Annotated in this window: 19 protein-coding genes; 7 read left to right on the top strand and 12 right to left on the bottom strand. The window is 63.3% G+C overall.

The features are described 5' to 3' along the window. Positions 1 to 80 precede the first annotated feature (80 nt). From ACOMDU_RS07445 to ACOMDU_RS07430, 4 genes are all read left to right on the top strand, one after another. Positions 81 to 2,354, top strand: coding sequence for a DNA internalization-related competence protein ComEC/Rec2 (locus tag ACOMDU_RS07445; RefSeq protein WP_421129763.1), 2,274 nt, complete (start codon positions 81 to 83; stop codon positions 2,352 to 2,354). A 1-nt stretch (position 2,355) separates the two neighbouring features. After that, positions 2,356 to 3,402, top strand: coding sequence for a DNA polymerase III subunit delta (gene holA, locus ACOMDU_RS07440; protein WP_421129762.1), 1,047 nt, complete (start codon positions 2,356 to 2,358; stop codon positions 3,400 to 3,402). Further along, positions 3,399 to 3,974 carry a ribonuclease M5 gene (locus tag ACOMDU_RS07435; protein WP_421129761.1) on the top strand — a complete coding sequence of 192 codons (576 nt, stop codon included), beginning with the start codon at positions 3,399 to 3,401 and terminating at the stop codon, positions 3,972 to 3,974. The genes holA and ACOMDU_RS07435 overlap by 4 nt, the downstream gene beginning before the upstream one ends. 109 nt (positions 3,975 to 4,083) lie before the next feature. Beyond that, a complete protein-coding gene (locus tag ACOMDU_RS07430; protein WP_421129872.1) occupies positions 4,084 to 5,814 on the top strand; it encodes a glutamine--tRNA ligase/YqeY domain fusion protein in 1,731 nt (576 codons plus the stop codon). Positions 5,815 to 5,844: 30 nt separating this feature from the next. Here ACOMDU_RS07430 and ACOMDU_RS07425 read toward each other — a convergent pair whose 3' ends face one another. The 12 genes from ACOMDU_RS07425 to ACOMDU_RS07370 all read right to left on the bottom strand — a co-directional run bounded on the left by ACOMDU_RS07425 (position 5,845) and on the right by ACOMDU_RS07370 (position 21,482). Further along, a complete protein-coding gene (locus ACOMDU_RS07425; RefSeq protein ID WP_421129760.1) occupies positions 5,845 to 6,336 on the bottom strand; it encodes a type II secretion system protein in 492 nt (163 codons plus the stop codon). Next, positions 6,333 to 6,536 carry a hypothetical protein gene (locus tag ACOMDU_RS07420; protein WP_421129759.1) on the bottom strand — a complete coding sequence of 68 codons (204 nt, stop codon included), beginning with the start codon at positions 6,534 to 6,536 and terminating at the stop codon, positions 6,333 to 6,335. Before ACOMDU_RS07420 ends, ACOMDU_RS07425 begins: the two co-directional genes overlap by 4 nt. 65 nt (positions 6,537 to 6,601) lie before the next feature. Then, a complete protein-coding gene (locus tag ACOMDU_RS07415) occupies positions 6,602 to 7,231 on the bottom strand; it encodes a hypothetical protein (RefSeq protein ID WP_421129758.1) in 630 nt (209 codons plus the stop codon). Positions 7,232 to 7,256: 25 nt separating this feature from the next. Then, positions 7,257 to 14,327 carry a type IV pilus modification PilV family protein gene (locus tag ACOMDU_RS07410; protein WP_421129757.1) on the bottom strand — a complete coding sequence of 2,357 codons (7,071 nt, stop codon included), beginning with the start codon at positions 14,325 to 14,327 and terminating at the stop codon, positions 7,257 to 7,259. Between the two features lie 59 nt (positions 14,328 to 14,386). Beyond that, positions 14,387 to 14,920, bottom strand: a complete 534-nt coding sequence (locus tag ACOMDU_RS07405; RefSeq protein ID WP_421129756.1) for a hypothetical protein — start codon at positions 14,918 to 14,920, stop codon at positions 14,387 to 14,389. Continuing rightward, on the bottom strand, positions 14,917 to 15,552 hold the full coding sequence (locus ACOMDU_RS07400; RefSeq protein WP_421129755.1) for a hypothetical protein: 636 nt from the start codon (positions 15,550 to 15,552) through the stop codon (positions 14,917 to 14,919). Before ACOMDU_RS07400 ends, ACOMDU_RS07405 begins: the two co-directional genes overlap by 4 nt. Further along, entirely contained in the window at positions 15,549 to 16,562 is a 1,014-nt protein-coding gene (gene pilM, locus ACOMDU_RS07395) for a pilus assembly protein PilM (RefSeq protein WP_421129754.1), read from the bottom strand. Before pilM ends, ACOMDU_RS07400 begins: the two co-directional genes overlap by 4 nt. Before the next feature lie 33 nt (positions 16,563 to 16,595). After that, positions 16,596 to 17,378, bottom strand: a complete 783-nt coding sequence (locus tag ACOMDU_RS07390; RefSeq protein WP_421129753.1) for a prepilin peptidase — start codon at positions 17,376 to 17,378, stop codon at positions 16,596 to 16,598. 143 nt (positions 17,379 to 17,521) lie between these two features. Further along, on the bottom strand, positions 17,522 to 17,872 hold the full coding sequence (locus tag ACOMDU_RS07385) for a prepilin-type N-terminal cleavage/methylation domain-containing protein (RefSeq protein WP_421129871.1): 351 nt from the start codon (positions 17,870 to 17,872) through the stop codon (positions 17,522 to 17,524). 100 nt (positions 17,873 to 17,972) lie between these two features. Further along, positions 17,973 to 19,181: a type II secretion system F family protein gene (locus tag ACOMDU_RS07380; protein WP_421129752.1), complete on the bottom strand. Its 1,209-nt coding sequence runs from the start codon at positions 19,179 to 19,181 to the stop codon at positions 17,973 to 17,975. 27 nt (positions 19,182 to 19,208) lie between these two features. Continuing rightward, on the bottom strand, positions 19,209 to 20,894 hold the full coding sequence (locus tag ACOMDU_RS07375) for a GspE/PulE family protein (RefSeq protein ID WP_421129870.1): 1,686 nt from the start codon (positions 20,892 to 20,894) through the stop codon (positions 19,209 to 19,211). 300 nt (positions 20,895 to 21,194) lie between these two features. After that, a complete protein-coding gene (locus ACOMDU_RS07370) occupies positions 21,195 to 21,482 on the bottom strand; it encodes a YlmC/YmxH family sporulation protein (protein WP_022136199.1) in 288 nt (95 codons plus the stop codon). A 138-nt stretch (positions 21,483 to 21,620) separates the two neighbouring features. Between ACOMDU_RS07370 and sigG the strand changes: the two genes are divergently transcribed. The 3 genes from sigG to yfmH all read left to right on the top strand — a co-directional run bounded on the left by sigG (position 21,621) and on the right by yfmH (position 25,059). Beyond that, positions 21,621 to 22,391 carry an RNA polymerase sporulation sigma factor SigG gene (sigG, locus tag ACOMDU_RS07365; protein WP_421129751.1) on the top strand — a complete coding sequence of 257 codons (771 nt, stop codon included), beginning with the start codon at positions 21,621 to 21,623 and terminating at the stop codon, positions 22,389 to 22,391. Between the two features lie 126 nt (positions 22,392 to 22,517). After that, the gene (gene yfmF, locus ACOMDU_RS07360) at positions 22,518 to 23,783 is read left to right on the top strand and encodes an EF-P 5-aminopentanol modification-associated protein YfmF (RefSeq protein ID WP_421129750.1); all 1,266 of its coding nucleotides are present in this window, start codon (positions 22,518 to 22,520) and stop codon (positions 23,781 to 23,783) included. A gap of 1 nt (position 23,784) precedes the next feature. Beyond that, positions 23,785 to 25,059, top strand: coding sequence for an EF-P 5-aminopentanol modification-associated protein YfmH (gene yfmH / locus ACOMDU_RS07355; RefSeq protein WP_421129749.1), 1,275 nt, complete (start codon positions 23,785 to 23,787; stop codon positions 25,057 to 25,059). Position 25,060: the final 1 nt, after the last annotated feature.

Raw genomic sequence — 25,060 nt, 5'->3', positions numbered from 1 at the left:
AGGGGCGGCTTTTTTCTTGTCACGGGCAGCTATATTTGGTATAATAAAACGATACTATGACCGGGGGAGGGGAGAGAACGATGCGCGTTTTGGCCACGATCGGGTTTTCCTTCTCTGCCGGTGTCTTCCTGGCGGCACTGTTGCCCTGGAACGGCTGGCAGCTGTATGCCGCCGGGGGCGTTTTGCTGCTGGCGCTTGCGTGGCTGTTTGCTGCACGCAAACAAAAATATTTTCGCCGGGGGCTGCTGATCCTGCTGCCGCTGGCGGTATCGCTGGCCTATTTTGCCGGGTATGACCACCTGGTGCGCCAGCCGATAGAGGACCGCTGTGGTGCGGCGTCGGACTTTACCGCAACCGTTTGCGATTGGCCGCAGGCCACGGAGCGCGGCGCCAGGGTCACGGTGGAGCTGGAGGGCTATCATCGGGCCAGGGCCGTGCTGTATGGCGAAGCGGAGCTGCTGGCGGCCCGACCGGGTGACACGGTCACGGGCACGGCCCAGTGGCAGTCTGCCGCCCATTTCGACAGCGATGATGTGACCCATTTTAACGCCCGGGGCGTGTATGCGCTGCTGTATGGCCGTGAGGATGTGCGTCTGTCGGCGGGTGATAGGGATGCCCTGCGCTGGCTGCCCCAGCGGGCGGGCAAAGCTTTCCGCGAGAAGGTGGCCGCTATCTGGGATGACCCGCGTGTCAGCGGATTTCTGACAGCGGAGCTTACCGGGGACAAGTCCGCTATGGACGACGGAGACTATCTGGCCATGCAGGAGACGGGCCTGGCGCATCTGTTCGCGGTGTCCGGCCTGCACTGCGCTTTTCTGGTGACGCTGATGGCGTTGCTGATCTCCCGGCGGCAGAGACTGCTGTGCGCCGTGACCATTCCGCTGCTGCTGTTTTACATGGTGATGGTGGGCATGAGCCCCTCGGTGGTCCGTGCCTGCATCATGCAGATATTCCTGCTGATCGCGCCGCTGTTCCGGCGGGGCAGTGACCCTCTGACCAGCTTGGCTGCCGCACTGCTGGTGATCCTGCTGTGCAATCCCTTTGCCGCGGCCAGCGTCAGCTTGCAGCTGAGCTTTTCCGCTACGCTGGGTATGGTGCTGCTGTCACCCCGGCTGTACAAGCTGCTGACCGGGTGGTATAAGGGAAAATGTCGGCCGCTGCGGACCGCGTTGTGCTTCGTCGCGGCGAACCTGTCCGCCACCCTCAGCGCCGTGGTGTTCACTGCCCCGCTGACAGCCTGGTATTTCCGCATTTTCGTGCTGGTAGCACCGCTGTCCAGCTTATTGGCGGTGCCTGCGGCGGGATGGAGCTTCATGGCTGCCTTTGTGACGGTGCTGCTGGGCTTTGTGTGGCTGCCGCTGGCCAGCCTGCTGGGTTGGATATCCTGGGCGCTGGTGCGGTACATCCTGTGGATCGCCAACGGCATGATGTCCTGGCGCTATCACGCGGTGTATTTCACCAATCCCTATCTCATCTACTGGCTGCTGTTTTTGTACGCGGCCTTTATCGGCTGTGCCGCCACGCCGGACGGCAAGCGGAAATACCTGCTGGCATCGGCATTGTCGGTGCTGACGCTGACGGCGGCCATCTGGGTCAACCGTCAGGACTATCAGTACGGCGTACTGACCGCCCTGACGCTGGATGTGGGACAGGGCGAGAGCGTCATTCTGACCTCCGGCGGTGAGACGGCACTGGTGGACTGCGGCAGCAGCAACAGCTATAAAGACCCCGGCGGTCTAGCTGCCGACACGCTGCACAGCATGGGCGTCCGGGAACTGAGCGCTGTGGTGGTGACCCACTACCACGCCGATCACACCAACGGTTTGTACGAGGTGCTGCGCCGCATCCCGGTGCAGACGGTCTACCTGCCGGACATCGAGGATGAGTATGGCGTTCGGGAGCGTCTGGTGTCGCTGGCGGAGGAGAAGGGCGCGCAGGTGACCTATGTGACGAAGGAGACGGCCGATACGCTGGGCGATACCGTTTTGACCATCTATCCGCCGGTGCAGTCCGGCGGCGATCTGAACGAGCTGGGCCTGACAGCGCTGGCCAGTGCCGGAGACTTTGATCTGCTCATTACCGGCGATATGTCCGGCAGCACCGAGAAAAAGCTGGTGGAAACCTATGCCTTGCCGGATATAGAGGTGCTGGTGGTCAGTCACCATGGCTCCCGATATAGCTCAAATATACGCTTTTTGAAGTCGGTGACGCCGGAGGCGGCGGTCATCAGTGTGGGCGACAACAACTATGGCCACCCGTCGGAGGAGACGCTCCAGCGGCTGCTGGCAGTTGGGGCGGATATCTGGCGCACAGACCAGCAGGGAACCATCCGCATCACCGTGAACGGAGGATAGCATGGCAAAGGAGAAAAAAGAAAAGACCCCCGGTTATGAGGAATTCCACGACGCGCTGCAAAGCGGCGCCGTGAGGAATGTCTATATATTCCACGGCGAGGAGACGTACCTGATGCAGCAGGCGGTGGCGGAGCTGCAAGCACGGCTTGTGCCGGCGGGCTTTGAGGAGTTCAACTATCACAGGCTTGCAGGCAAGGGCCTGACTATGCAGGAGGTCGTCGAGGCGGCGGAGGCCATGCCTATGATGGCGGAGCGCACCCTGGTCACGGTGGAGGATATGGACCTGTTCAGGCTGGACGAGGCCCAGCGGGGTGCGCTGGTGGCGTTGCTGGGGGACTTCCCGGTGTACTGCACGCTGGTGTTTTTGTACCGGCAGATACCCTATAAGACCGACGCCAAGCTGAAGAAGCTCACCGCCGCCCTGGCGGAGCGCGCCCAGGTGATCGAGTTTGCCCAGCAGGGCCAGCAGAAGCTGCAAAAGTGGGTGCGCCGCCGTTTTGCCGCTGCCGGGAAGGAAATCGATGCGGTCACGGTAGACCATCTGCTGTTCACCTGCGGCAGCCTGATGACCGGTCTGGTGCCGGAAATCGCCAAAATCGCCGCCTATGCCAGGGGAGCGAAAATCACAGCGGCGGATATCGCCGCTGTGGCGGACCCTGTGCTGGACGCGCGGGTGTTCGACATGACGGACGCAGTGGCGGCTCGTGACTATGACAAGGCGGCGGAATGCCTTGCAGAGCTGCTGCGGATGCAGGAGGAACCTATCCGCATTCTGGCGGCATTGGGAAAGACGCTGCGGCAGCTGTACACAGCCCGGCTGGCGATCGACGGTGACAAGGACGTGCTGTGGCTGAAGGATTTGTGGCGCATGAAGTCCGATTACCCGGCCAAAAAGCTGATGCAGTCAGCCAGAGGCGTGCGGCGCAGTTGGTGCCGTGAGGCGGTGAAGCGCTGCCAGACGCTGGATCATCGCATGAAAAGCGAACGAAACATGGACAATGAGGGCGAACTGAAGCTATTTCTCATGGAACTGGCAGGTGTGAAGTGAAGCCGAGGGTCAGGGAAGTCATCGTAGTAGAGGGGCGGTACGACAGAAATACGCTCCTGCAGGCGGTGGACGCCGCCGTGGTGGAGGTGGGCGGCTTCGCCCTGTTCAACGACCGGGAGAAGGCGGCGTATCTCCGCCGTCTGGCGGAGGCGCGGGGCGTGATCCTGCTGACCGACCCGGACGGCGCGGGCTTCGTGCTCCGCAGCCACCTGAAGGGGCTGCTGCCCCCGGACAGAGTAAAGCAGGCGTATGTCCCCGACGTGTACGGCAAGGAGAAGCGCAAGAGAAAGCCGGGGAAGGAGGGCAAGCTGGGCGTGGAAGGTATGACGCCGCAGGTGCTGACGGACGCTCTTCGCCGCGCCGGTGCCACCTTCGAGGGGGAGGACGCACCCCGCCGCTCCGCCGGTATTACGAAGGCGGATCTTCTGGACAAGGGACTGATCGGCCCCGGCTCCGCCGAAAGGCGGGCAACGCTGCAAAGGGAGCTGGGTCTGCCCGCACGGCTGACCGCCAACGGGCTTCTGGAGGCGTTGGATATCCTGCTGACCCGGGAGGAATTTGACGCCCTGTGAGTTTTTTGCAGGAGGGAGGGCAAACCTCTTGCAATTCCCCTCATGGGCGGTTATAATTAAAAATTGCTTTTGCACAATATTACGACATACAAGGAGTGTGAGAAAGATCATGGCCGAGGAAATCAAGACCCCCGAAACGGAGGAGTCCGGCAAAAACTTCATTATCAATTTCATCGACGAGGACATCGCAGAGGGTGGTCAGTTCCAGGGAATGACCGTCCACACCCGTTTCCCGCCGGAGCCCAACGGCTATCTGCATATTGGACACTGCAAGGCGCTGACCATCGACTTCGGCACCGCCGAGCGGTATAATGGCCTGTGCAACCTGCGTATGGACGACACGAACCCCACCAAGGAGGACGAGGAATTCGTGGAGGCCATCAAGCAGGACATCCACTGGCTGGGCTTCGACTGGGGCGATCGGTTCTTCTACGGCAGCGACTACTTTGAGGAGGATTACCGCCAGGCGGTGCTGCTGATCAAAAAGGGGCTGGCCTATGTGTGCCAGCTGACACCGGAGGAGTTCAAGGCCAACCGCGGCGACATCGGCATCCCCGCCGTATCGCCCTACCGGGATCGGCCCATCGAGGAGAGCCTGGACCTGTTCGCCCGTATGCGGGCCGGGGAGTTCCCCAACGGCGCCATGACGCTGCGGGCCAAGATCGACCTGGCCAGCGGCAACTTCAATATGCGCGATCCGGTCATCTACCGTATCAACCACATGAGCCACCACCGGCAGGGAAACAAGTGGTGCATTTATCCCATGTATGACTTCGCGCACCCCATTCAGGACGCGCTGGAGGGCATCACCCACAGCCTGTGCTCGCTGGAGTTCGAGGCGCACCGGCCCCTGTACAACTGGGTCATCGAGCACTGTGAGCTGCCCGCCCATCCCCGGCAGATCGAGTTTGCCCGGCTGGGCATCGACCATACGGTGATGTCCAAGCGGAAGCTGCGCAAGCTGGTGGAGGAGAACTATGTCTCCGGCTGGGACGACCCCCGTATGCCCACCCTGTGTGGCCTGCGCCGCCGGGGCTATACCGCCGCCGCCATCCGCAGCTTCTGCGAGCGCATCGGCGTGGCCAAGTCCCCCAACACCATTGAGTACGGCTTCCTGGAGCACTGCCTGCGGGAGGACCTGAACGCCCACGCGGAGCGCACCATGGCGGTGCTGCACCCGGTGAAGCTGACGGTGACCAACTACCCCGAGGGCAAGAGCGAGGTATTCACGGTGGAGAACAACCCCACCGACCCGGCGCAGGGCACCCATGAGATCACCTTCTCGCGCCATCTGTGGGTCGAGGCGGAGGACTTTATGGAGGTCCCGGTGCCCAAGTACAAGCGACTGACCCCCAACGGTCCGGAGTGCCGCCTGAAGGGCGCGTATCTGGTGCAGTGTACCGGCTGTGTGAAGGACGCGGACGGCAACGTCACCGAGGTGCTGTGCACCTATGATCCGGAGTCCAGCGGCGGTGATCCCGCCGACGGCCGCAAGGTCAAGGGTGCCACGCTCCACTGGGTGGACGCGGAGAACTGCATGGACGCGGAGGTCCGGCTGTACGACAACCTGTTTTCCGACGAGCAGCCCGACGGCCCGGACAAGGACTTCCTGGACTGCCTGAACCCGGAGAGCCTTACGGTGCTCACCGGCTGCAAGGTGGAGCCGGAGATGCGGAAGGTGGCGGAGGCGTTCGACAAGCAGGCCGACCGCACCGGCGTCAACGCGCCTACGTTCCAGTTCATGCGTGTGGGCTATTTCTGCCTGGACAACCGTGACAGCTCCGCGGCGCACATGGTGTTCAACCGCAGTGTGTCGCTGAAGGACAGCTTTAAGAAGTGAGAAAAAGCACCCCGCAGGGGGTGCTTTTTTTCATGTGTGATTTAAGCGCCGGACCTCGAAGTCTGTCTCGGCCAGGGTGCTGTCGACAGTGCCCACCTGAAGGGTCACGGTAAAGATGCCCGAAGCACTGTCGTAGCGCAGACTGACATCGCGGACCCGGAGCCCCCGGGGATAGGCGGCGCTGCTGAGCAGTCTGGTGCTGCCCAGGGTGAGCTGGCCGTCGGCATCCACCTGAAAGGCGGCGCCCTCGCCCTCCACGCTGCCCAGGTCCTGAATGAAGATGTGGTCCAGACTGCCGTCCGCGCCGGGGGTCACGGTGCCGCAGAAGCGCAGCTTGTCGCTGATAACGCTGGTAAGGGTGGAGCACAGCTCCTGGGCCTCGGACAGCTGCATGGAGCTGTTGTAGGTGCGGCCGGCGAAGCGGACGCCCACGGTCAGCAGGGCGCTGACGAGCAGGACGATGAGAACGGCGCACAGCAGCTCCGTCAGGGTGAAGCCGCGGCGGTCACGAAGCTTGTTCATGGCATGACCTCCTCGTAATAGAGGCAGCCGTTGTCCTCATAGACCTGCACGGTGGTGCGGCCGCTGCGGGTGCCGCCGCCGGAGGCAGTCAGGGCGGCGGTGCCGTTCGACACCGCGTTGCTATAGTGGAAGGAGATGTCGGCGGAACGGACCTTAGCGTTGATCTTGGCGGCGGAAACGGCGGCGGTGGTCAGAAACACGAAGGTCAGTACGATGATCAGGATGGAGACCAGCGTCTCTACCAGCGTTTCGCCGTGGGTGCTGTTCAGCTTTTTGATACGACCGCCTCCTTTTCGATGGTGGCGTTGTCCGGCGACCAGGAGATCGTTGTTGTGGTCGTGGTGACATCGCGGACCCAGAGACCGCCGCCGCTGACGGTGCTGACAGTGGGATCGGCCTTGTTTTCGCGGAGCGTCAGCACCAGGCGGCAGTCACTGTCGCCGCCGTCGGCCAGGTGCAGGACGATGGTGATGTCGTAATTGGGCGCCATGGTAAAGACGGCGGAGACATCATCCAGCCCGTCCACGGATAGGGTGATGGTGTCGGTAAAGCTTTTGCCGCTGTCCCTGTCCACGGCGGCCTTGCCGGCCTTGAGCCATGCGGCCGTAAACCCGGTGGGCGAGGTCGTTTCGCGGCTCGTTTCGGTGGAGGTGTCATCGGTATAGGTGGTTTTCACCGTCTCCTGGACAAAGGAGGCGTTCAGGATATCATCACGCAGCAGACGGGCCGCGGAGCTGACCGTCAGATACGCCTGCCGGGCAGCCCGGTCATTCTCCAGACGGCGGGCCGAGGAGGTGGCGGCGGTGAGGATCACCGCGCTGACCATACTGGCGGCCAGCAGCAGAAGGAGGGCCATCATCAGCGTGGCGCCCTGTTGGTTTTTCAGTTTGTGCACGGGAGGGCCTCCTTTCTGCGGTGGGTCATGGAAGGGTGTCCGGTGACGGCTCGGGCGTGGGATCGGTGCCGGAACTGCTGCTGTCCGGGGCGGATGGATCATCGGAGGGCGTGTCCTCCGGGTCCTTGCTGCCGGAAGCGGGGGTATCGGCGTCCGGGACGGTGGGGGCGCCGCCGCTGTCCGTCGTTTTGCGCACGGCGGTGAAGGCCGTGTCGGCATACAGCGGCTGGGTGATGTCCGGGGTCCAGCTGTCGATGGTGTCCGGAGAGATGCCGTTGTCCGTCAGCAGCTGGGACAGGGCTTCTGCCGCCGGCGCTGTGCCGTAGGGGACAGACAGGGTGAGTGCCTGCTCATCCACCCGGAGGGTGGCGGTCACCCGGGTGTCCTCCTCCGTCAGGGTGTAGGGAATGGACAGGGTGAAGGCGTGGCCTTCGGTGTCCATGAGGGTGACAGTGAGCGTCACGGGGCCCGCCTGCTTGCCCTTGACGGTCAGGGGCCGGACGGTGAACAGGGTGTCCGTCAGGCTCTGGGGCGCGCCCTCTATGATGCGGTAATCCGCCGTGCCGGAGAGGGCGTCGTAAGTCACGGCGTCGGTGCCGGCGCCCACAGTGACAGCAGCGGCGGAGAGGGTGAAGCGGTAGCTTCCGTCCTCGTTGGCGGCCGTCAGGTCCGCGGCGCTGCCCTGGCCGTACAGGTACAGCGGCGCGCCGGTGTAGGCGGGGGTGTCGGTGTAGGGGGCGCCGGAGGGCACGTCGTCCGTGAAGGCCGTGCCGTCCCGATCCATGACGCCCTGCCAGTAGACTGAGGGTTCGCCGGAGGTGTTGGCGATGCCCAGCACGCCCTGCATGCGGACGGGGATCACAAGGGGCAACTGGCTGGTGAAGGTCTCGCCGCCGGGGGCAGTGTAAGTGGCGGTGACCATGGTGCGGTCCTCGCCCTCACCAGTGGCGGTGAGGGTGACAGAGACCGTGCCGCCGGCATCAACGGCGGGGGCAGAGGCCGTGAGGACCCTGTCACCGTGCTGGGGCGTGACTGTCCATTCGACATCCAGTGCGCTGCCGCGGCTGTCGCGGGCGGTGAGCGTTAAATTACAGGTGTCACCGACAAAGAAGTCATCGCCGGGCAGGCCGTCCACGGAGATGTCCAGCGTGGAGGTGACGCTCACCAGCAGTCGGGCGGTATAGCCGCCCAGCGTGGCGAAGACCTCGGTAGAGCCGACCGACAGGCCGGTGAGGGTCACAGCGTAGCTGTGCCTGACGTCTGCCGGGGGCGTCTGTGCCTGCGGTACGGAGACGTCCACGATGCCCTCGCGGGAGCAGGTGATGGTGGGTGTGGCGTCAGCGTCGGTGTCCTGGGTGAAGTGCAGCGACAGCGTGGCGTTGGGGGTGGTGATACGGTCCAGCGAAAGGACGCCGCTGCTCCAGTACAGGCCGCGGGAGGGCCATTCGCCGTAGTGCAGGCAGGCGGTGCCCTGGGTCAATACGGTGGGGAAGGGGTAGTCCTGTCCGCGGAGGGCTGCCGCACTGCCGGGGAAGCTGTATTTGCCGTGGGCCGACTGGCCGTTTTCCTCCGTGGTGACCCAGTGGAAGCTGCCGTCGTCGCTGCCGCCGTTCAGCAGCGCGGTGAAGCTCTTTCCGTCGATGTCCGCACGGCCGGACATCTGCTCGTAGCTCAGGGCTGTCAGGTCGTTGATGTTGTAGGGGCTGCTGCCGGTGTTCCAGGTGTACTTGGACAGATAGCTCAGCTTGCCACGGAGCATATCCATCCGCGCGGTATCGGTGCTCAGCAGGGTGGCCAGGGAGTAGTAGGTGTACTGCCCATTGGACTGGGTGGACTTGCCGTAGAAGGTGGGGAGGTTGCCGAAGTAGATCGCGGCGCTGCTGTCCAGGTAGTAGCAGTTGTTGATGGTCAGCCGGGCGGTGCCGCCGTTCACGCCGGCGCGGTCGGCGATGCTGCCGATGAGGGAGATGCCGGTGATGGTGCCCTCCATGGCAGGGAAGGTCATGTAGGTGTAGCAGTTGTTGTAGGTGGGTTGGCCGTCCTTGCTGCCGGAGAAGTTGGAGAAGGTGGCGGAGAAGCCGCTGCCGCCGATGCCGCCGATGTACACGTAGGTGTCCGGGCCGGCCTCTGCGCCGCCCTGGGTCATTTTGACGGATTTAGGCGTCTTCTCATAGCGATCCACGAAGGAGGTGTTGGGTTCACCGGTAAGGATGCGCTCGTTCAGCAGATCGTTGGCGACGGTGATGCTGCCGCCGGTGTAGCAGTCCGACACATCATAGCGGACGCCGCCCACCAGGCCGCCCACGCGGACATAGTTGCCCCACTGGGCCTTGTTCATGGCGCCGGTGTTTGTTTCACTGGCGTAGCGGTGGGTACAGTTGATATTCAGCTTGACCACGGCGGAGCACCTGTTCAGATTGGCGCTGGATACGCCCACCAGCCCGCCGATGGCGGCTTCGCCCACGAACTGCCGGTTTTTGCTGTTGTCGGTCACGGTGTAGCCGGCAATGGCGCAGTTGCTGATGGTGCTGACCTTCGTCTTGTCCTTCAGGTTTTCATCATAGTCGTAGGCAATGCCTACCAGACCGCCCAGGGCGTAGGAGGTGGCGTAATTCTCCGGCCCGGTGGCACCGGAGGCGGGGGTGGCGTCGGTCTTGCGCTGGATAACGGCGTCGTTGTCGCTGTAGAGCACGATGTTTTTGATCTCCGCGCCGGCGGTGGTACCGAACAGACCCACGTTGTAGCAATGGGAGGTGATGTTCACATTCTTGATGTAGTAGTTGCCGCCGTCGTAGATACCGCCGAACCAGTTGTACAGCGTCAGATCATAGGTTTCATTGCCCCTGTTCAACTGGCCGTTGTTCACCGCGCCGGCAATGGGGTGGAAGTCGTAGTTTGCGGCCGTGCCGTCGGCGGCGGTGCCGTGTCCTGCGCCGTTGAGGTCGTGGGTCTGCTGCCAGGTGAGGATAGGACGGGGGCCGCCGGTGCTGTCGCCGGCCAGCGCCATCGCCTTTGTCTGCAGCGCATTGCCGCGGCGGTTGGTGTATTGCAGATAGGGGTAGTACTTGTAGTCACTATTACTGCCTGTGACATCGCGCGTCGTGCTGCCCTGACTGTCGATATAGCTCCAGTTAATGTATTGCAGCTGCTCTATGGAGCGTACCTGGTAGGGCTTGGAGGCCGTTCCCGGCGCATTGTTGGAGGACAGGGCGAAGGCGTCGGCAAAGAAGGGGCTGACGGTGTAGGTCAGCGCGGCGTCCTCGTGGGTCAGCGTCCAGGCATCGTTGGCCTGGGTGCCGCTGGTCAGGTGCAGACCGTTATCGGAGGTCTTGTAGGTGACGAAATTGAATTCCGGCATCTGCCGGTGCAGGTCATCGGCCGCCTCGGTATAGCGAGTGCCGGTCACGGTGATGCCGGTGGAGAGCGCAGGCTCAGTGGTGCTGCCGGCGGACCAATAGTAACCGTAGCCGTAAGCGGTGACGGTGCCGCCGTCGTCATGGGAGACACAGAGACTGCTGTTGGCCTTGTATTCGCCGTCCTCGACACCGATCGAGGAGAAATAGTAGCCGCTGCCGGTGGGCTTGGACTCATATTCCCAGTACAGCAGGCCCAGAACGCCCATATCGGCAGGGGTCACCCAGTCGCCGTAATGGACGCGGCTGCCGTCGTGGCCGGCGACGATGCCGGGATAGGGGTAGGCCTTGCCGGCGGAGTCCAGGGTCTTATCGTGCTGGAAGGTATTGGCGGCGGAGACGGCGCCAAAGCCGCCCAGCCGGGTGCTCATGCCGCGCAGGGCCGGCTCGTTCACCGGAGCCGCGCCGGATCTGTCCGTGTACTGGTACAGGTGAACGCTGTCTACAAAGCGGTATGTGCCGCCGTTGAGGTAGCAGCAGCCGGATACGCCGCCGGCAGTGGGGGCAAAGCCGTGAATATCCGCATTGGGTGAAGTCATGGCTGTGGCGCAGTAGCTGGCGCGGAGGGAGCCGGTGTTGCTGCCGGCAAAGCCGCCCAGCGTCACGCCGCCGCCGTTGATCGTGCCGATCTCAATGTCGGCCATGGCGTAGCACTGCTGGACGACGCCGCTGTTGCCGCCCGCGAAGCCGCCGGCGCAGAGCGTGGCGTACAGGCTATTGGCGAAAAGGCGCGGTGCGCTGACGCCGGAGGCGCGGACCGTACCGCTGTTGCGTCCCACCAGGCCGCCCAGATACAGGATACTGCCGTGACGGGCGTCGCCGTTCACGGAGAAGCCCGCGGCGGCGCAGTTGTAGACCGTGCCCTCGTTGCAGCCGGTCAGGGCGCCGATGCAGGCGGTTTGCAGAGAGAGCTGACCTTCCAGAGAAACGGTACGATCCTTATTGGCGGTGAGCAGTATGATATTGCGCAGGGTGCCCCGGTTCAGACCGAACATACCGGCATAGCTGGTGCCGTCGGTGTTGACGGCGCCGGTAAAGGAGGGCGCTGCGATGGTATAGCCGCCGCCGTCGTAGGTGTGGATGAAAGGCTTGCCGTCCGCGGCACCGATAGGCGGCTGCGTGTGCACCGTGGGACGGGCGTAGCTGTTGTAGTCGATGGGGCGCTCCTGCCGGAAGACGGCTGTCTTGTCCAGCAGGGTACGGTAGGTATCGTAATACAGGCTCAGGTCGTGCAGATGACGGGCCGTGCGGAGGCCGATCTCCGCCGGGGCGCTGGGCAGGGCGGCGCCCTGGATCACGCGGCAGGCGAAGTGGGGATTGAAAAAGTAGGAGATGTCATCCACCGTCACCTGACGGTAGAAGGCGGGGGACACCTCACTGGTATAGACCAACTCGTCGGGCAGGCGTACCAGCCAGTATTCGCTGTCGAGTTTGATGGAATTCCACAGGGTGGCGGTGCGTGCCGTATCGCCCAGGGTATAGGCAACGGTGATGGCGTCCGTGGGCTGGGCGCGGTAGACCATGCCGTAGCCGTCATCCACGACGGTGCCGCCGGAACGGAGGGTGGAGCGGTTGGCACCCAGGAAGCCGTAGGTGCCGTCGCTGTATTTTTCATAGTAGGCCAGCGCGCCGGACTCGAAATCCGCCTGCCAGTCGCCGTAGTGGGGCAGACCGGTGAGCCGGGGGTAGGAGTAGGTGCTCAGGCCCATGTTGTCCATGAGGTTGTAGGCCACGGTGTCGCTTGTCTCCGCGGTAAAGGCGGTACCCAGAGCCTTGACACCCTCAGTACGGTTCTGGCCGCTCCATTTGGCGTAATTGATGAAGCTGGTGCCGGACAGATCGTTCCGGCTGGGGAACAGGTAATAGACAGCGTCTATATCGGCGGGAGCCGTGCCGGCAGCAGGGGGCTTGGCGGTGGAGTAGGTCAGCTTCATGTCGGTGCCCAGGCGGACGCAGGCACTGTAACAGGCCTTGAGTCTGTCACCGCCGGAGAGCTCGCCGCCGGAGAGACCGGCGGTGGTGCCGGCGCTCTGGAAGCCGGCGGCGTAGCAGTTGGACAGGGCGATATTGGCGGTGCCGTTGCAGGCGCCTATCAGGCCGCCGGCGACGCCGTTATTGGCGGCGGCATACAGGTAGCAGTCCGCGTAGGAATGGTCCACAGTCAGAGCAGCGCTGTCCGTATTGCCCACCAGGCCGCCGGCATAGCGGACGCCCTGAATCACGGTAGCCGCGAAGCTGCGGCGGATGGTCAGCGTGCCGTCGCAGCGGCCTGCCAGACCGCCCGCCGTGCTGCCGCGGAGCCAGATGTCCTGTTCGGTCTTGGTGCTGAGTTTGTCGCGGGTGGGACTGAGATACACCTGACAGTCGAGGATCTCGGTATTGCCGCTGAGACGGCCGGCCAGGCCGCCGGCATTGCCGGAGGCGGTGATGTCGGCGCCGCAAAGGCGCAGGTTCTTCAGCGTGCCGGAGAAGGCGGCAAAAAGACCGCCGTCGCCGGTGGTGTTCACGGTCAGACCGTAAATGACCGGGTGGTAGACCTGACCGTTCACGGTGGCCTTGCTCTCGCAGTAGGTCAGGCGGCTGTTGGTGATGGGCGTGAACGTGCGGGAGCCGTACAGGCGGTCCCAGCCGTCGTCGGCGTTTTCGTTGACAAATTGGATATCCTGCTCCTGCACGGCGCGGGTGATGCTGTCGGGCAAGCGGGAGGCCGTGTCCAGATTTTGCAGGTGGCGGGCGTAGGTAACAACGGCGGTGTCGCCGCCGCGAACCTCGGCAAACAGACTGTTGGCGGTCAGCGTGCCGGAGGCGGAGTCCACCAGACGGTTCTCACACGTCACCTCCACGGTGATGGTCAGGTCCGCGCCGGGGGTCAGATTTTTGTTTTTGAAGCGGGCCTGCTGGCCGAAGCGCATACCGTCCGTCAGAGAGTCCAGGACCATGGTGGCGGTGTAGGTGAGATAGTCGGTCTTGACCTCGCTGCCGGTCAGCTCGATGCGGGAGGTGCTGTGGACGCCGTCGGAGACGGTCACATAGAAGTGCAGCGGCTCCATAGGCGTGTCGCAGGTGACGCGCAGAAGAAGCTGCTCTTTGTTGATGATCTCCATATGGGGCGTCAGCTTGCCGGTGATCTCGGACTGCACACTGTCGCCGCCGTAATAGCCCACGGTGGCGCCGGCGCTCAGCCGGCCATCACGGAACCGCAGGGGATTGAAGCTGTCAAAGTCGTAGGTCAGGTTTTTTTCACTGTAAAACACGGCGTAGACGCTGCCGCTGGCGGGGTCGAGCTCGATCACCCAATGGTTGTCCCACAGCTGGCGGTCCACCTGGTCCTCCGGGAGGATGGCCGCGGCGGCGGAGCCTTCGCCGGTCTTGGCGGCGGAGGTCACATAGTACAGGGAGGTTTTTCTCTCGGCGGCGTCCAGCGGCGTGTTGTTCAGGGGCTGCAGATCCTCCGCATAGCAGTCGGAAATGCGGCCATTGGCCAGCAGTTCGGACAATTTGTTCTGGGCGGCGTGGTAGACGATCTCCGCCCTGGCGTCCAGTTCTGTCTGGCGCAGGTCGCGCTGATGGCGGGTGATGGGGATCATGGCCAGGCCCAGCAGCACGATCAGGATGGCGACCGCGATGAGGACTTCGGACAGCGTAAAGCCGGAATTATTCTGTTTTGAGAGCTTTTTTTGCATAACACAATCGATACGCTGCCCCGCAAAGGGACGCGGGCGGAAAAATGGTGGGGACGCAGTCAGGGTATCAGCTCGAAAAAGATGAGGTGAAGCACGGTTTTGTACTGTGCTTTGTCGGCGTCATACTGCACGTCCACGTTGGAGAGGAAGTTGACATTGGCGCTGGCGCTCAGCGCGTCGATGATCTGGCGGGACTGGGCGTAGGAAGCGGTCTGGTAGGTCAGCGTCACGGGGCGCAGAACGAGATAGCCCTCCTGGGTGGTGCCCTCGGTGCAGTCCACCTCGTATTGCAGGGTGGCGGCCATGAGCTTGTCCAGCTCGGTCATCAGGGCCTGGTCGTTGTCGTACTGGGGCAGGGCACGCTCCTGGCCGGAGGCCTTGATGGCGGCAATGGCCTGCTGCATCTGCTCCAGCTGGGCCAGACGGACACGGTCGGTGTCCAGCTCGGCCTGCTCGATGTCGGTGTTGGTGCGGAGGGAGGTTATCTGGCGGTCGATGGGCTCCAGAAACAGCTTGCAGTAGCCCAGGACCAGCACCAGCACCACCAGGACCAGCAGCAGGGTCTTTTCTCGCTTGGTAAGCTCGCGGTTCATTGAGACACCTCCTCCGGCTGGCGCAGTTCGATGCGGACGGTGAAATCCATGATGGTGGCGGCCTTGCCCTCCTCCGTGGAGGCGACGCTGAGGGAGACGCTGTCCACGATGGGGGAGAGGCGCAGGCGGGCGAACATGGCGGAGATCTGGTCCAGGGTCATGCCGGACATATCCACGTTCATGGTGTTTTGGGTGATCTGGAGCGCCGTGAGGGAGCCATGGCTGAGCATCTCCTGCTCCAGCAGGTCCAGGGCCGCCTGACGGTCCACGGCGGCGGGGATGTCCTCGCTGCCGGCGGCGGTCATCCAGTCCATGGAGTAGGTGCGGTATTCCAGCAGGACGCGGTCATAGTCGGCCAGGGCATCCTGGGCGCTCACATACTGGGTGTGGACGCGGTCGTAGGCGGCCTGGGCCTTGTCCAGACGGCGGTACTGCTGGAGCACGCCGAAGTTGACCACAACGGTTACCAGCGCCGCAATGGCCAGAATACCGATGAGCAGGGTCCGGCGGTCACGCTGGCGGTCCTCCTGCAGGTTCAGGTTGATACCGGTCTTCTGGGGGCACTTTATCATTTTCCGCGCGGGCGCGGCAGTGCGCGTATCCACGGTGATACCGTTCTTTTCCGCGATCATTGCAGACCTCCTCTCAGTCCCTCGTCCACGCCGCCGATGGCGCGGAGATACATCCACGGCTCATCCAGGGCCACATCGTCACCCAGCAGCTCCTGGGCGGTGTGCAGGTGCAGGTGAGTGGTCTCGGCCAGCGCCTGACGCAGGGGGACAATATTGCAGCCGCCGCTGCACAGGCACAGGTCAGTGAGCTCCTGCTGCCGGTTGTTGTAATTGAAGAAGTTGACGGCCTTCATCACCTCCACGGCGATGCGGGCGTAAAACGATTGGGCATAGTCGGAGGAGAGCACGTCGTTGTAGTTTTGCAGCACATAGCTGTGGGCCACATGGATATCCACGCCGCAGTGCTCCGCTACCAGCTGCTCCAGACGGTTCAGGCCCAGGTCGATCTCCCGGCGGCTTTCGAAGAAGGCGCCGCGGTAGATGTAGAGATAGGCGGCGGTGTAGCCCAGGTTGACGATGCACATATCCCGCTGGGGCAGGCCGGTGCGGCGGTAGTAGGCCGCCAGCACGCCGGCGTAGGCGCACTCGCTGGGGGTGAGGACCTGCAGCCTGAAGCCGGCGCGGCGCATCATGGCGCGGTAGCGCTCCGCCGTCTCCTTGAGCATGGCGCAGGCCAGCAGCGTCATCTCGGTGGGATAGCCGTCCTGGTCGCGGAGAATGTCGCGCATGGAGTAGTCAAAGTAGTACTTGCTCTTCTCGTCCGTAAGGAAGTCGCGGAACTCATAGGGCAGGTTGTAGCGCAGCTGCTGCTCCGTCATGGCGGGCATGGTCAGCTCGCGGGTAAAGACCTCGGTGGAGGGCAGGACCACGGCGGCGTTGGTCAGGGGAATGCTGTTGTCCCGGGCGGCCTGGCGGAGGAAGTCCGCCATGGCGTCCATGGACAAGATCCTGCCGTCAGCCACCATGTTGTCCGGCAGGGGGGCCATGGCGGCCTTTTTCAGCGTACTGCCGGCGAAGTAGGCCAGCTTGACGCTGCTGCCGCCGATATCAATGCCAACGATCTTCTTCAAAACAGAATACCTCGCTTTCTTGGAGATGGGGGCTCACAGCAATGACAGGTACCAGTCGATAAGGTTCTGGCCGAACAGGGCGGCGCACCAGGCGGCCAGCGCGATGCCGGGGCCCCAGGGAAGGCCCTGCTGTCCGCGCTTGGCGCGGACAAGGCCCCACAGGAGGCCGACGACGCAGGCCAGCAGCAGGCACAGCAGGTTTTTCTGCCAGCCCAGAAACAGCCCTGTGAGAAACAGCAGCTTGATATCGCCGCCGCCCATGGCGTCGCGGCGGAGCAGCTTCTCCATCAGCAGCGCCAGCAGCAGGACGCCGCCGCCCACGGCGACGCCGCCGATGAGGCCGTCCAGCGCCCGTTTGCCCGGGTCCGGGACAAAAAACAGGGTGACGATAAAAAGCACAACGCCGACCGCGATAAAGCGGTCGGGGATGATGTACCCCTCCAGGTCCGCGAAGGCGCAGGCCAGCAGCAGGCAGGCCACGGCCCAGGCTTCGAGGGTCCGGAGGGAGATATCATAGCGCAGCAGCAGCGACACGAACACCAGCGCAGCCACCGCTTCACCCACCGCGTGGCGGGGGGAGAGCTTCGCGCCGCAGTAACGGCAACGGCCGCGGCTGAACACATAGCTGAACACCGGCACCAGGTCGCGGGGCGCCAGCACATGGCCGCAGACGTCGCAGTGGGAACGGCCCCGGAGGACACTCTCGCCATGGACGATGCGCCAGGCGGCGCAGTTGAGAAAGCTGCCCATGCAGGCGCCCAGCAGGGCGGCGATGCAGCAGCTGTATACGGTGATGGCGGGGGCAGTGTACAGCATGGGGAGGCTCCTTCGGTGTGGTGTGTTCTCCCGGGACCGGGACAGCCGCCAACCCTCGGCTGTCCCGCGCCGGGAACATACGACAGGGGACTCCACCCCGCCCCAGGGGTTGGCCGGGGCGGGGGGAGGAAAATGCGATGAGATTAGGTGTCGGCTTTGAACGTCGCAACGCCGTTGGCAATGGTGACGGTCATCGTCTTGCCCTTTGTCTTAGCAATGTCGTTGACGGAGACGCCGCCGATCTCCTTGTTGTCGTCACCGAGCTTGTCCCATTTGTCGCTCTTCATGACGGAGTCCGTGGTGGCGGTGCCATTGCCGTCGTTCTCAAGAGCACTTACAACAGCCTCGGCATACGCGGCGCGGACGTTCGCGGCGTCGGTGGCTTGATTTGCCTTCTCGATCTGGCCAGTGAACACGGGGATGGCGATGGCCACCAGCACGACGATGATGGCGACGACGATCAGCATCTCCATCAGGGTAAAGCCCTTCTTAATTGGTGAGTTTCTTCATGATTTCTACCTCTTTCGTTTTCAGATTTTTTGGTCTATATCGCAGCCGGCACGGGGTGGCGCGCCGGGAGGATGACAAAGTGAATCACATACCGCCGTACAGGGTGAACATGGGCAGGTACACCGCCAGCAGCAGCACCACCACCAGCACCGCAAGGCAGATGGTGATGATGGGCTCCAGCACGGACAGCAGCCGCGCGGTGGTGACGGACACCTCGTTGTCGTAGTAGTCGCCGATGACGTCCAGCGTCTCCTCCAGAGAGCCGGAGCGCTCGCCCACGCCCACCATCTCGGTGAGCATGGGGGGGAAGTAGTCGATGGCGGACATACTCTCAGCCATGGGACGGCCGCGCTCCACGTCCTGCCGGACCTGACGGACCGCCAGGGAGAAGGTGTAGTTGCTCACGACGTTGGCGGTGACCTCCAGTGCCCGGGGCAGCGGCAGACCTGCCGCCAGCAGGGTGGCCATGCTGTGGGCGAACTGGGCGGCGGCGTTCATGGAGTGTATGCGGCGCAGCGGGGCGCGCGTCAGGCTCCAGGCGGCCAGCGCGGCGCGGCCGCGCTCCGTGCGGCGGAAGGTCAGGCAGGCGATGACCAGCAGGGCGAGGATGGCCAGCAGCAGCCACCACCACTTGGTGAAGAAGGTACTGACGGCCATCAGAGCCTTGGTGACGCCGGGAAGGTCGCTGCCAATCTCGTTAAACGCGGTAGTAAAGGCGGGGACGGCCACGGCGATGATGATGACGAACACGACGATGGCCACGATGATGACCATCACAGGGTACGTCAGGGTGCTGACGATCTTGGCCCTGGTCTTGGCGGAACGGTCGTAGTAGGCATGCAGACGCTGGAAGCAGCTCTCCAGCGTGCCGGACTGCTCGCCGGCGCGCAGCGTCTCGGTAAAGGTCTTGGGCAGGTAGGGGGCGTTGTTCTCGAAGCTCTGGGCAAGGGAGTAGCCCGCGCCCACCTCCTCGGAGACCTTATCCAGCATCCGGCGGAGGTATTTGTTCTTGGTCTGGGCGGCTACCATGGACACGCAGCGCTCCACCGACAGCCCGGAGGCCAGAATGATGGCGAATTGGGAGCACAGGAGCGCCAGCTCCTTCTCCTTGACCCGGAAGGCCACGGGGCGGGAGAGCACGCTCTCCTTCTTCTCGGGAACGGCCTCCAGCTTCGTGATGATGGCAACGCTCTCGCGGAGCTTGTCCGCCGCCTCAAATTCATCGTAGGCGCGGAGCACACCGGAGACTTTCGCGCCGCCGGCGGTCTGGCCTTTATAACGGAATGTGGTCATGGGCGCGGGGCGCTCCTTTCTGTGAAATCAGGTCTCGGCGGCGGTGTTGATGACGCGGGCGGCCTCCGCTGCGGAGGTGACGCCGGCAAGCACCAGCTCGCGGCAGCTCTCCCGCAGGGTGGTGAAGCCGTCCAGCCGGGCGGCGGAGAGCAGCTCGTCGCCGTCGGCGCCGTGGCTGATGCGCCGACGGAGGCGGCTATTGAGCAGCAGTATCTCGAACACGGCGCGGCGGCCGATGTAGCCGGAATGGCGGCACTCGGGGCAGCCGACGCCCTTGTAGAAGGTGACGTCGCTGTCCTCGGGCAGGCCGAGAAGAAGCAGCTCCTCGGCAGAGGGACGGTAAGCCGTTTTGCAGTGGGGACAGAGCTTGCGGACCAGACGCTGGCTGACCACGCCCCGCAGGGCGCTGGACACCAACCAGGGCTCCACGCCGATGTCCTCCAGACGGTGGACGGCGGAGACGGCGTCGTTGGTGTGCAGGGTAGAGAGGACCAGGTGGCCGGTGATGGCTGCCCGCATGGCGATGGAGGCCGTCTCACCGTCGCGTATCTCGCCCACGGCGATGATGTCCGGGTCCTGACGCAGGATCGCGCGCAGGCCGCTGGCAAAGGTCATGCCGGTCTTTTCGTTGATCTGACACTGGTTCACGCCGGGGAGGTGGTACTCCACCGGATCCTCCAGCGTGACGATGTTCAGCGCGTCGCTGGACAGGTCGCGGAGCATATTGGACATGGTGGTGGACTTGCCGGAGCCGGTGGGGCCCACCAGCAGCACCACGCCGCTGGTGTTTTTCAGCAGGGCGTTGTAGTTGTCCAGGTCGCGGCCCTCCAGCCCGAGGACGGACTTGTCCAGCACCTGGGCGGACTTGTCCAGCAGGCGAAGGACGATCTTCTCACCGTAGACGGTGGGCATGGAGGAGATACGCAGATCAAGGCTGTGGCCCCGGACGGAGAACATGGCGTGGCCGTCCTGGGGCACCTTGTGCTCGGCAATATTCATGCCGCCCATGATCTTCAGGCGGGAGATGACGGTGTTCTGCAGATCGGCGGGCACAGTGAGCACACGCTGCAGCAGGCCGTCAATACGCATACGCACCAGCATTTCACCCTCTTGGGGCTCCAGATGGATGTCGCTGGCGCGCTCGGTGAAGGCGCGCTCGATCAGGGAGTTGACAAAGCGGATGGTGGGGGCGGAGGCCTCCGGGTCGGCGGTGTCCCGGGCCATCTGGGCGGGGATGATGTCCTCGCCGGCACCGGCCTCGCGCTTCATCTCCTCGATGACGCGGGCGGTGCCCTCGCTGCCGTACAGGCGCTCGATGGCCTGCTCCACCGCCTTGCGGGTGGCGATCATGGGGATGATGCGTTTGCGGGAGGCGGTTTTGACCTCGTCCTGGGCCACAAAGTCCAGGGGGTCGTGCATGGCCAGGTACAGACGGTCCTGCACCAGCTTTACCGGGACCACGAGAAACCTTTTGGCCAGGTTCCGGGGGACGTATTTGGCCAGCTCCACGGGAATGGACACGGCGGTCAGGTCCACGAAGTCCACGCCCAGCTGCACACGCAGCGCGTCAATGAGCTGCGCTTCGGAGATAACCCCCTGCCGGATGAGAACATCGCCCAGACGCTGGCCGTCCTCGCGGGGCAGGGCCAGGGCCTGCTCCAGCTGCTCGCCGGTGATGATACCGGAGGAAACCAAAAGATCGCCCAGCCGCATATATGTCACGGAATACACCTCCAAACGGTAAAAAGCAAAAAAATTAAGTAGGGGCAAAAACGCGGGACGCAGTCTGCGCCTCGCGGTAGTGTTTTCAACCCCTACAATACCCTACTGTATGTAGTGAAAATTACTATACTGCATTTTCGCCGTAAAGTCAATTCCTTTTTCGACATTTTTCCACATAAAATCGGCAAAAATGGAGGGTTGATGTGTGAAAATCATGCGCTCATATGACAAATTTCAGAAGAACCTGCAACAAATCCGATCGTGTGATAAGAAGCTGTTAACAAGCATGGTTCAGAAAAGCCAACCCTTTTTACGGCGGGGCGGTGGCGGCGGGTCCCGGCGGAAGGGTTTATCCACCAGAATGATGTCATCGCCGAACTTCTGGACGCACTCCCAGGGGATGTAGTAATCCTCGCCCCGGCCGAACAGCCCGAAGAACCGGCAGGGACCGAAGACGATCAGCGCCTTGACGGAGCCCTCCGGCACCGTGACCTCCACGTCGCCTACGCAGCCAAGGCGGCAGCCGTCGCACAGGTTAATGACCTCTTTGCGCCGCAGCAGCGAAAATTTGCACAGCATCGGCGTCACCTCCTGCCGTCAGGATATGCGCGGCGGAGGCTGTCCCATACCGTCGGATCTTAGGGCTTTTCGCCGGGGAGAATAACCGCCGCACCGGCGGGAAATACTGCCACTATCACGAAAGAGGCAGGTGGCGTCATGCGGGGCAGAGTGGAGATCAGCGGCATCAACACAGCGAAGCTGCCTGTGCTGAAAAACGACGAGATGACGGCGCTGCTGCGCCGCGCCCACGCAGGTGATACAGCGGCGCGGGAGCAGCTGATCTGCGGCAATCTGCGGCTGGTGCTGTCGGTGCTGCAGCGGTTCGCGGGGCGGGGCGAGAGCGCCGACGACCTGTTCCAGGTGGGGTGCATCGGTTTGATGAAGGCCATCGACAACTTTGATGTGGAGCAGCCGGTGCGGTTCTCGACTTACGGCGTGCCCATGATCGTGGGGGAGATACGCCGCTATCTGCGGGACAACAGCGCCCTGCGGATCAGCCGCAGTATGCGGGACACGGCCTACAAGATCCTGCGGGCCCGTGAGGCGCTGCTGGTGGAGACGCAGCGGGAGCCCACGGTGGAGCAGCTGGCGCGGTATCTGGACATTCCGCGGGAGGACGTGGTGTTTGCCATGGACGCGTTCAGCGATCCGGTGAGTTTGTACGAGCCGCTGTATGCCGACAGCGGGGACACGGTGTGCGTCATGGACCAGGTGCGGGACGAGAAGAACACCGACGAGAGCTGGCTGGACCGCATCGCGCTGAAGGACGCCATAGCCCGGTTGGACCCGCGGCAGCGGAGCATACTGGCGCTGCGGTTCTGCCAGGGGAAGACGCAGATGGAGGTCAGCAGCGAGATCGGTATCTCACAGGCGCAGGTGTCACGACTGGAAAAGACAGCACTGGGCAGCATCAGGAAGAATATGTGAGTATCCCCCGGCTTCGCCGGGGGATACTTGTGTCTTTTGCGTCTTTTGAAAAACGCCCTCTTTTCTTTTGGAAAAGTTTGGTGTATACTATATGCTGAATGAGTATTTGCACCGGAGGTACTAACTATGTTTGATAATCGACGGGAGATCATGCAGGATGTATTTCTGACGTATCTGCCCGCACAACGTTTCAAAACCAGCCGCATGACCGTGCAGCTGATCGCACCTTTGCAGAGAGAGACAGCGGCGGCCAACGCGCTGCTGCCCGCCGTGCTGCGGCGGGGTACCGTCCGCTGCCCGGATATGGAGAGCCTGTCCGCCGCGCTGGATACGCTGTACGGCGCCAATATCGACTATACCGTCCGCAAAAAGGGTGAGCGCCAGTGTGTGGGTTTTGCTGCCGGCTTTATCGACGATGCCTTCACGCCCCACGGCGAGAAGCTGCTGGAGCCTGTGTCGGCGATGCTTGGCGAGCTGCTGCTGGACCCTGTGACCCACGGGGGACGTTTTCTGAGCAGCTATGTGGAGAGCGAAAAGGCCAACCTGATCGACGCCATTCGGGGCCTGAAGAACGACAAGCGTGACTGGGCGGATATCCGGCTCATGCAGGAGATGTGCGCCGGCGAGCCGTACAGCGTGCTGCGCCTGGGAGACGAGGAGACGGCCGGGCGTATCACCAACCAGTCACTGTATGTCCATGGGCAGGCGCTGATGGCGTCCAGCCGGGTGGAGGTCATCTACTGCGGCAGCGCGGAGGCGCAGCGTGTGGAGGACGCAGTGCTCACGGCGCTGGCGGCGCTGCCCCGCGGCGCCCAGACGGCGCTGCCGGAGGTGCAGCGCATACAGGCACCGGATACGCCCCGGCGGATCGTGGAGACGATGGACGTGACCCAGGGCAAGCTGGCCATGGGCTACCGCTGCAGCAGCGACGACTATCCGGCCATGGTGCTGGCAAATCTGATTTTCGGCGGCACCAGCAACTCCAAGCTGTTTTTGAACGTGCGGGAGAGGCTGAGCCTGTGCTACTACGCCTCCAGCAGCTATGCCCGCAGCAAGAGCATCCTGACCGTGTCCAGCGGCGTGGAGACCGCAGACTTTGAACGGGCGGAGACGGAGATCGGCCGCCAGCTGCAGGCAGTGCAGCAGGGCGATTGGGAGGACTGGGAGCAGGAGGGTGCTCTGCAGGCCATCCGCGCGTCGCTGCTGTCACTGTCGGACTCTCAGGGTGCGCTGGAGAATTTCTATCTGGGCCAGATCGCGGCTGGGGTCGAGGAGACACCGGAGGAGCTGGCCGCGGCGCTGGAGCAGGTGACAAAGGAGCGCATCGTGGCGGCGGCACAGACGGTGAAGCCGGATACGGTGTACTTCCTGCGGGGAAAGGAGGAGGCGTAACATGGACAAGAAGCTGTATCCCCGCATCGGCGAGGAAGTGATATGGGAGACGCTGGACAACGGACTGCCGGTGTGCATCGTGCCGAAGCAGGGCTTTTCCCGAAAGTACGCGCTGTTTGCCACCCGTTACGGCGGCATGGATATGCGCTTTGAGCTGAACGGACAGTGGCTGGACACTCCGGCAGGCATCGCCCACTATCTGGAGCACAAGATGTTCGACACGAAGGACGGCAACGCCCTGCAGGAGCTGGCGAAAAACGGCGCGGAGCCCAACGCTTTCACCTCCAACGCCATTACGTGCTACTATTTTGACTCTACGGAGAAGTTTTACGAAAATCTGGAGATACTGCTGTCCTTCGTGTCTGTGCCCTATTTCACCGATGAGAGCGTGGAGAAGGAACAGGGCATCATCGGCCAGGAGATCGGCATGATCGAGGACAACCCCGAGTGGCAGGTGTACAAGCAGATGATGCAGGCGCTGTACCGCAGCAGTCCCGCGCGGACGCCGGTGGCCGGCAGCGTGGAGAGCATCAGCCATATCACGGCGCAGACGCTGTATGACTGCCACAAGGCGTTCTACACCCCGGCAAATATGTGCCTGGTGGTGGTAGGCGATGTGGACCCCGAGACGGTGCTGGCCACGGCAAAGCGGGTGCTGCCGGCGGAGAGTGGGGCGATCATCCGGCGCGACTATGGCGCGGAGGAGAGTACCGACGCTGCCTGCGGCTATGCCGAGGCACAGATGGAGGTGGCCATGCCCACGTTCCTGGTAGGCTTCAAGTGCCCGCCCCAGCACGGAGGGGAGGCGCAGCACCGGTTTGCCGCCATCGGCGAGCTGGCTTGTGATGTGCTCATGGGCGAGTCCAGCCCGCTGTATGCGCGGCTGTACAGCCAGGGACTGATCAACGGCTCCTTCGGCGCGGCGTTCGACCTGCTGCCCGGCGCGGCCTATGCCTATGCCGGCGGCGACAGCAAGGACCCGAAGGCCGTGGCGGAGGCCATTCTGGACGAGGCGCAGCGGCTGGCGGCGGAGGGTGTGGACGGCGACTATTACAAGCGGATCGTCAACGCCAACTTCGGCGCGGCGCTGCGGGAGCTGAACGCCTTTGAGTCCATCGCCGTGTCCATGGCGGAGGGGCGGTTCCAGGGGTATGACCCGTACCGCTTCCCGGAGATATACGATGACATCACCGCGGAGGATGTGCGCGCGTTCCTGCGGGAGAACTTCACGCGGGCGCACATGGCGCTGTCGGTGATCGCGCCCAAGGAGGGATAAC

Origin of the sequence: Vescimonas sanitatis, from assembly GCF_049060325.1 — a bacterium.
GTDB classification, from domain to species: Bacteria; Bacillota; Clostridia; order Oscillospirales; family Oscillospiraceae; genus Vescimonas; species Vescimonas sanitatis.
Note: the sequence above shows the minus strand (reverse complement) of the source record. Positions and strands in the feature narration are given on the sequence as shown.

Excerpts from the sequence above, each read along its gene's own strand:
- holA (WP_421129762.1), top strand. The coding sequence starts at position 2,356 with ATGGCAAAGGAGAAAAAAGAAAAGACCCCCGGTTATGAGGAATTCCAC.
- ACOMDU_RS07410 (WP_421129757.1), bottom strand. The coding sequence starts at position 14,327 with ATGCAAAAAAAGCTCTCAAAACAGAATAATTCCGGCTTTACGCTGTCC.
- ACOMDU_RS07390 (WP_421129753.1), bottom strand. The coding sequence starts at position 17,378 with ATGCTGTACACTGCCCCCGCCATCACCGTATACAGCTGCTGCATCGCC.
- yfmH (WP_421129749.1), top strand. The coding sequence starts at position 23,785 with ATGGACAAGAAGCTGTATCCCCGCATCGGCGAGGAAGTGATATGGGAG.
- ACOMDU_RS07445 (WP_421129763.1), top strand. The coding sequence starts at position 81 with ATGCGCGTTTTGGCCACGATCGGGTTTTCCTTCTCTGCCGGTGTCTTC.
- ACOMDU_RS07375 (WP_421129870.1), bottom strand. The coding sequence starts at position 20,894 with ATGCGGCTGGGCGATCTTTTGGTTTCCTCCGGTATCATCACCGGCGAG.
- ACOMDU_RS07380 (WP_421129752.1), bottom strand. The coding sequence starts at position 19,181 with ATGACCACATTCCGTTATAAAGGCCAGACCGCCGGCGGCGCGAAAGTC.
- ACOMDU_RS07430 (WP_421129872.1), top strand. The coding sequence starts at position 4,084 with ATGGCCGAGGAAATCAAGACCCCCGAAACGGAGGAGTCCGGCAAAAAC.
- ACOMDU_RS07425 (WP_421129760.1), bottom strand. The coding sequence starts at position 6,336 with ATGAACAAGCTTCGTGACCGCCGCGGCTTCACCCTGACGGAGCTGCTG.
- yfmF (WP_421129750.1), top strand. The coding sequence starts at position 22,518 with ATGTTTGATAATCGACGGGAGATCATGCAGGATGTATTTCTGACGTAT.
- sigG (WP_421129751.1), top strand. The coding sequence starts at position 21,621 with ATGCGGGGCAGAGTGGAGATCAGCGGCATCAACACAGCGAAGCTGCCT.
- ACOMDU_RS07405 (WP_421129756.1), bottom strand. The coding sequence starts at position 14,920 with ATGAACCGCGAGCTTACCAAGCGAGAAAAGACCCTGCTGCTGGTCCTG.
- ACOMDU_RS07370 (WP_022136199.1), bottom strand. The coding sequence starts at position 21,482 with ATGCTGTGCAAATTTTCGCTGCTGCGGCGCAAAGAGGTCATTAACCTG.
- ACOMDU_RS07400 (WP_421129755.1), bottom strand. The coding sequence starts at position 15,552 with ATGATCGCGGAAAAGAACGGTATCACCGTGGATACGCGCACTGCCGCG.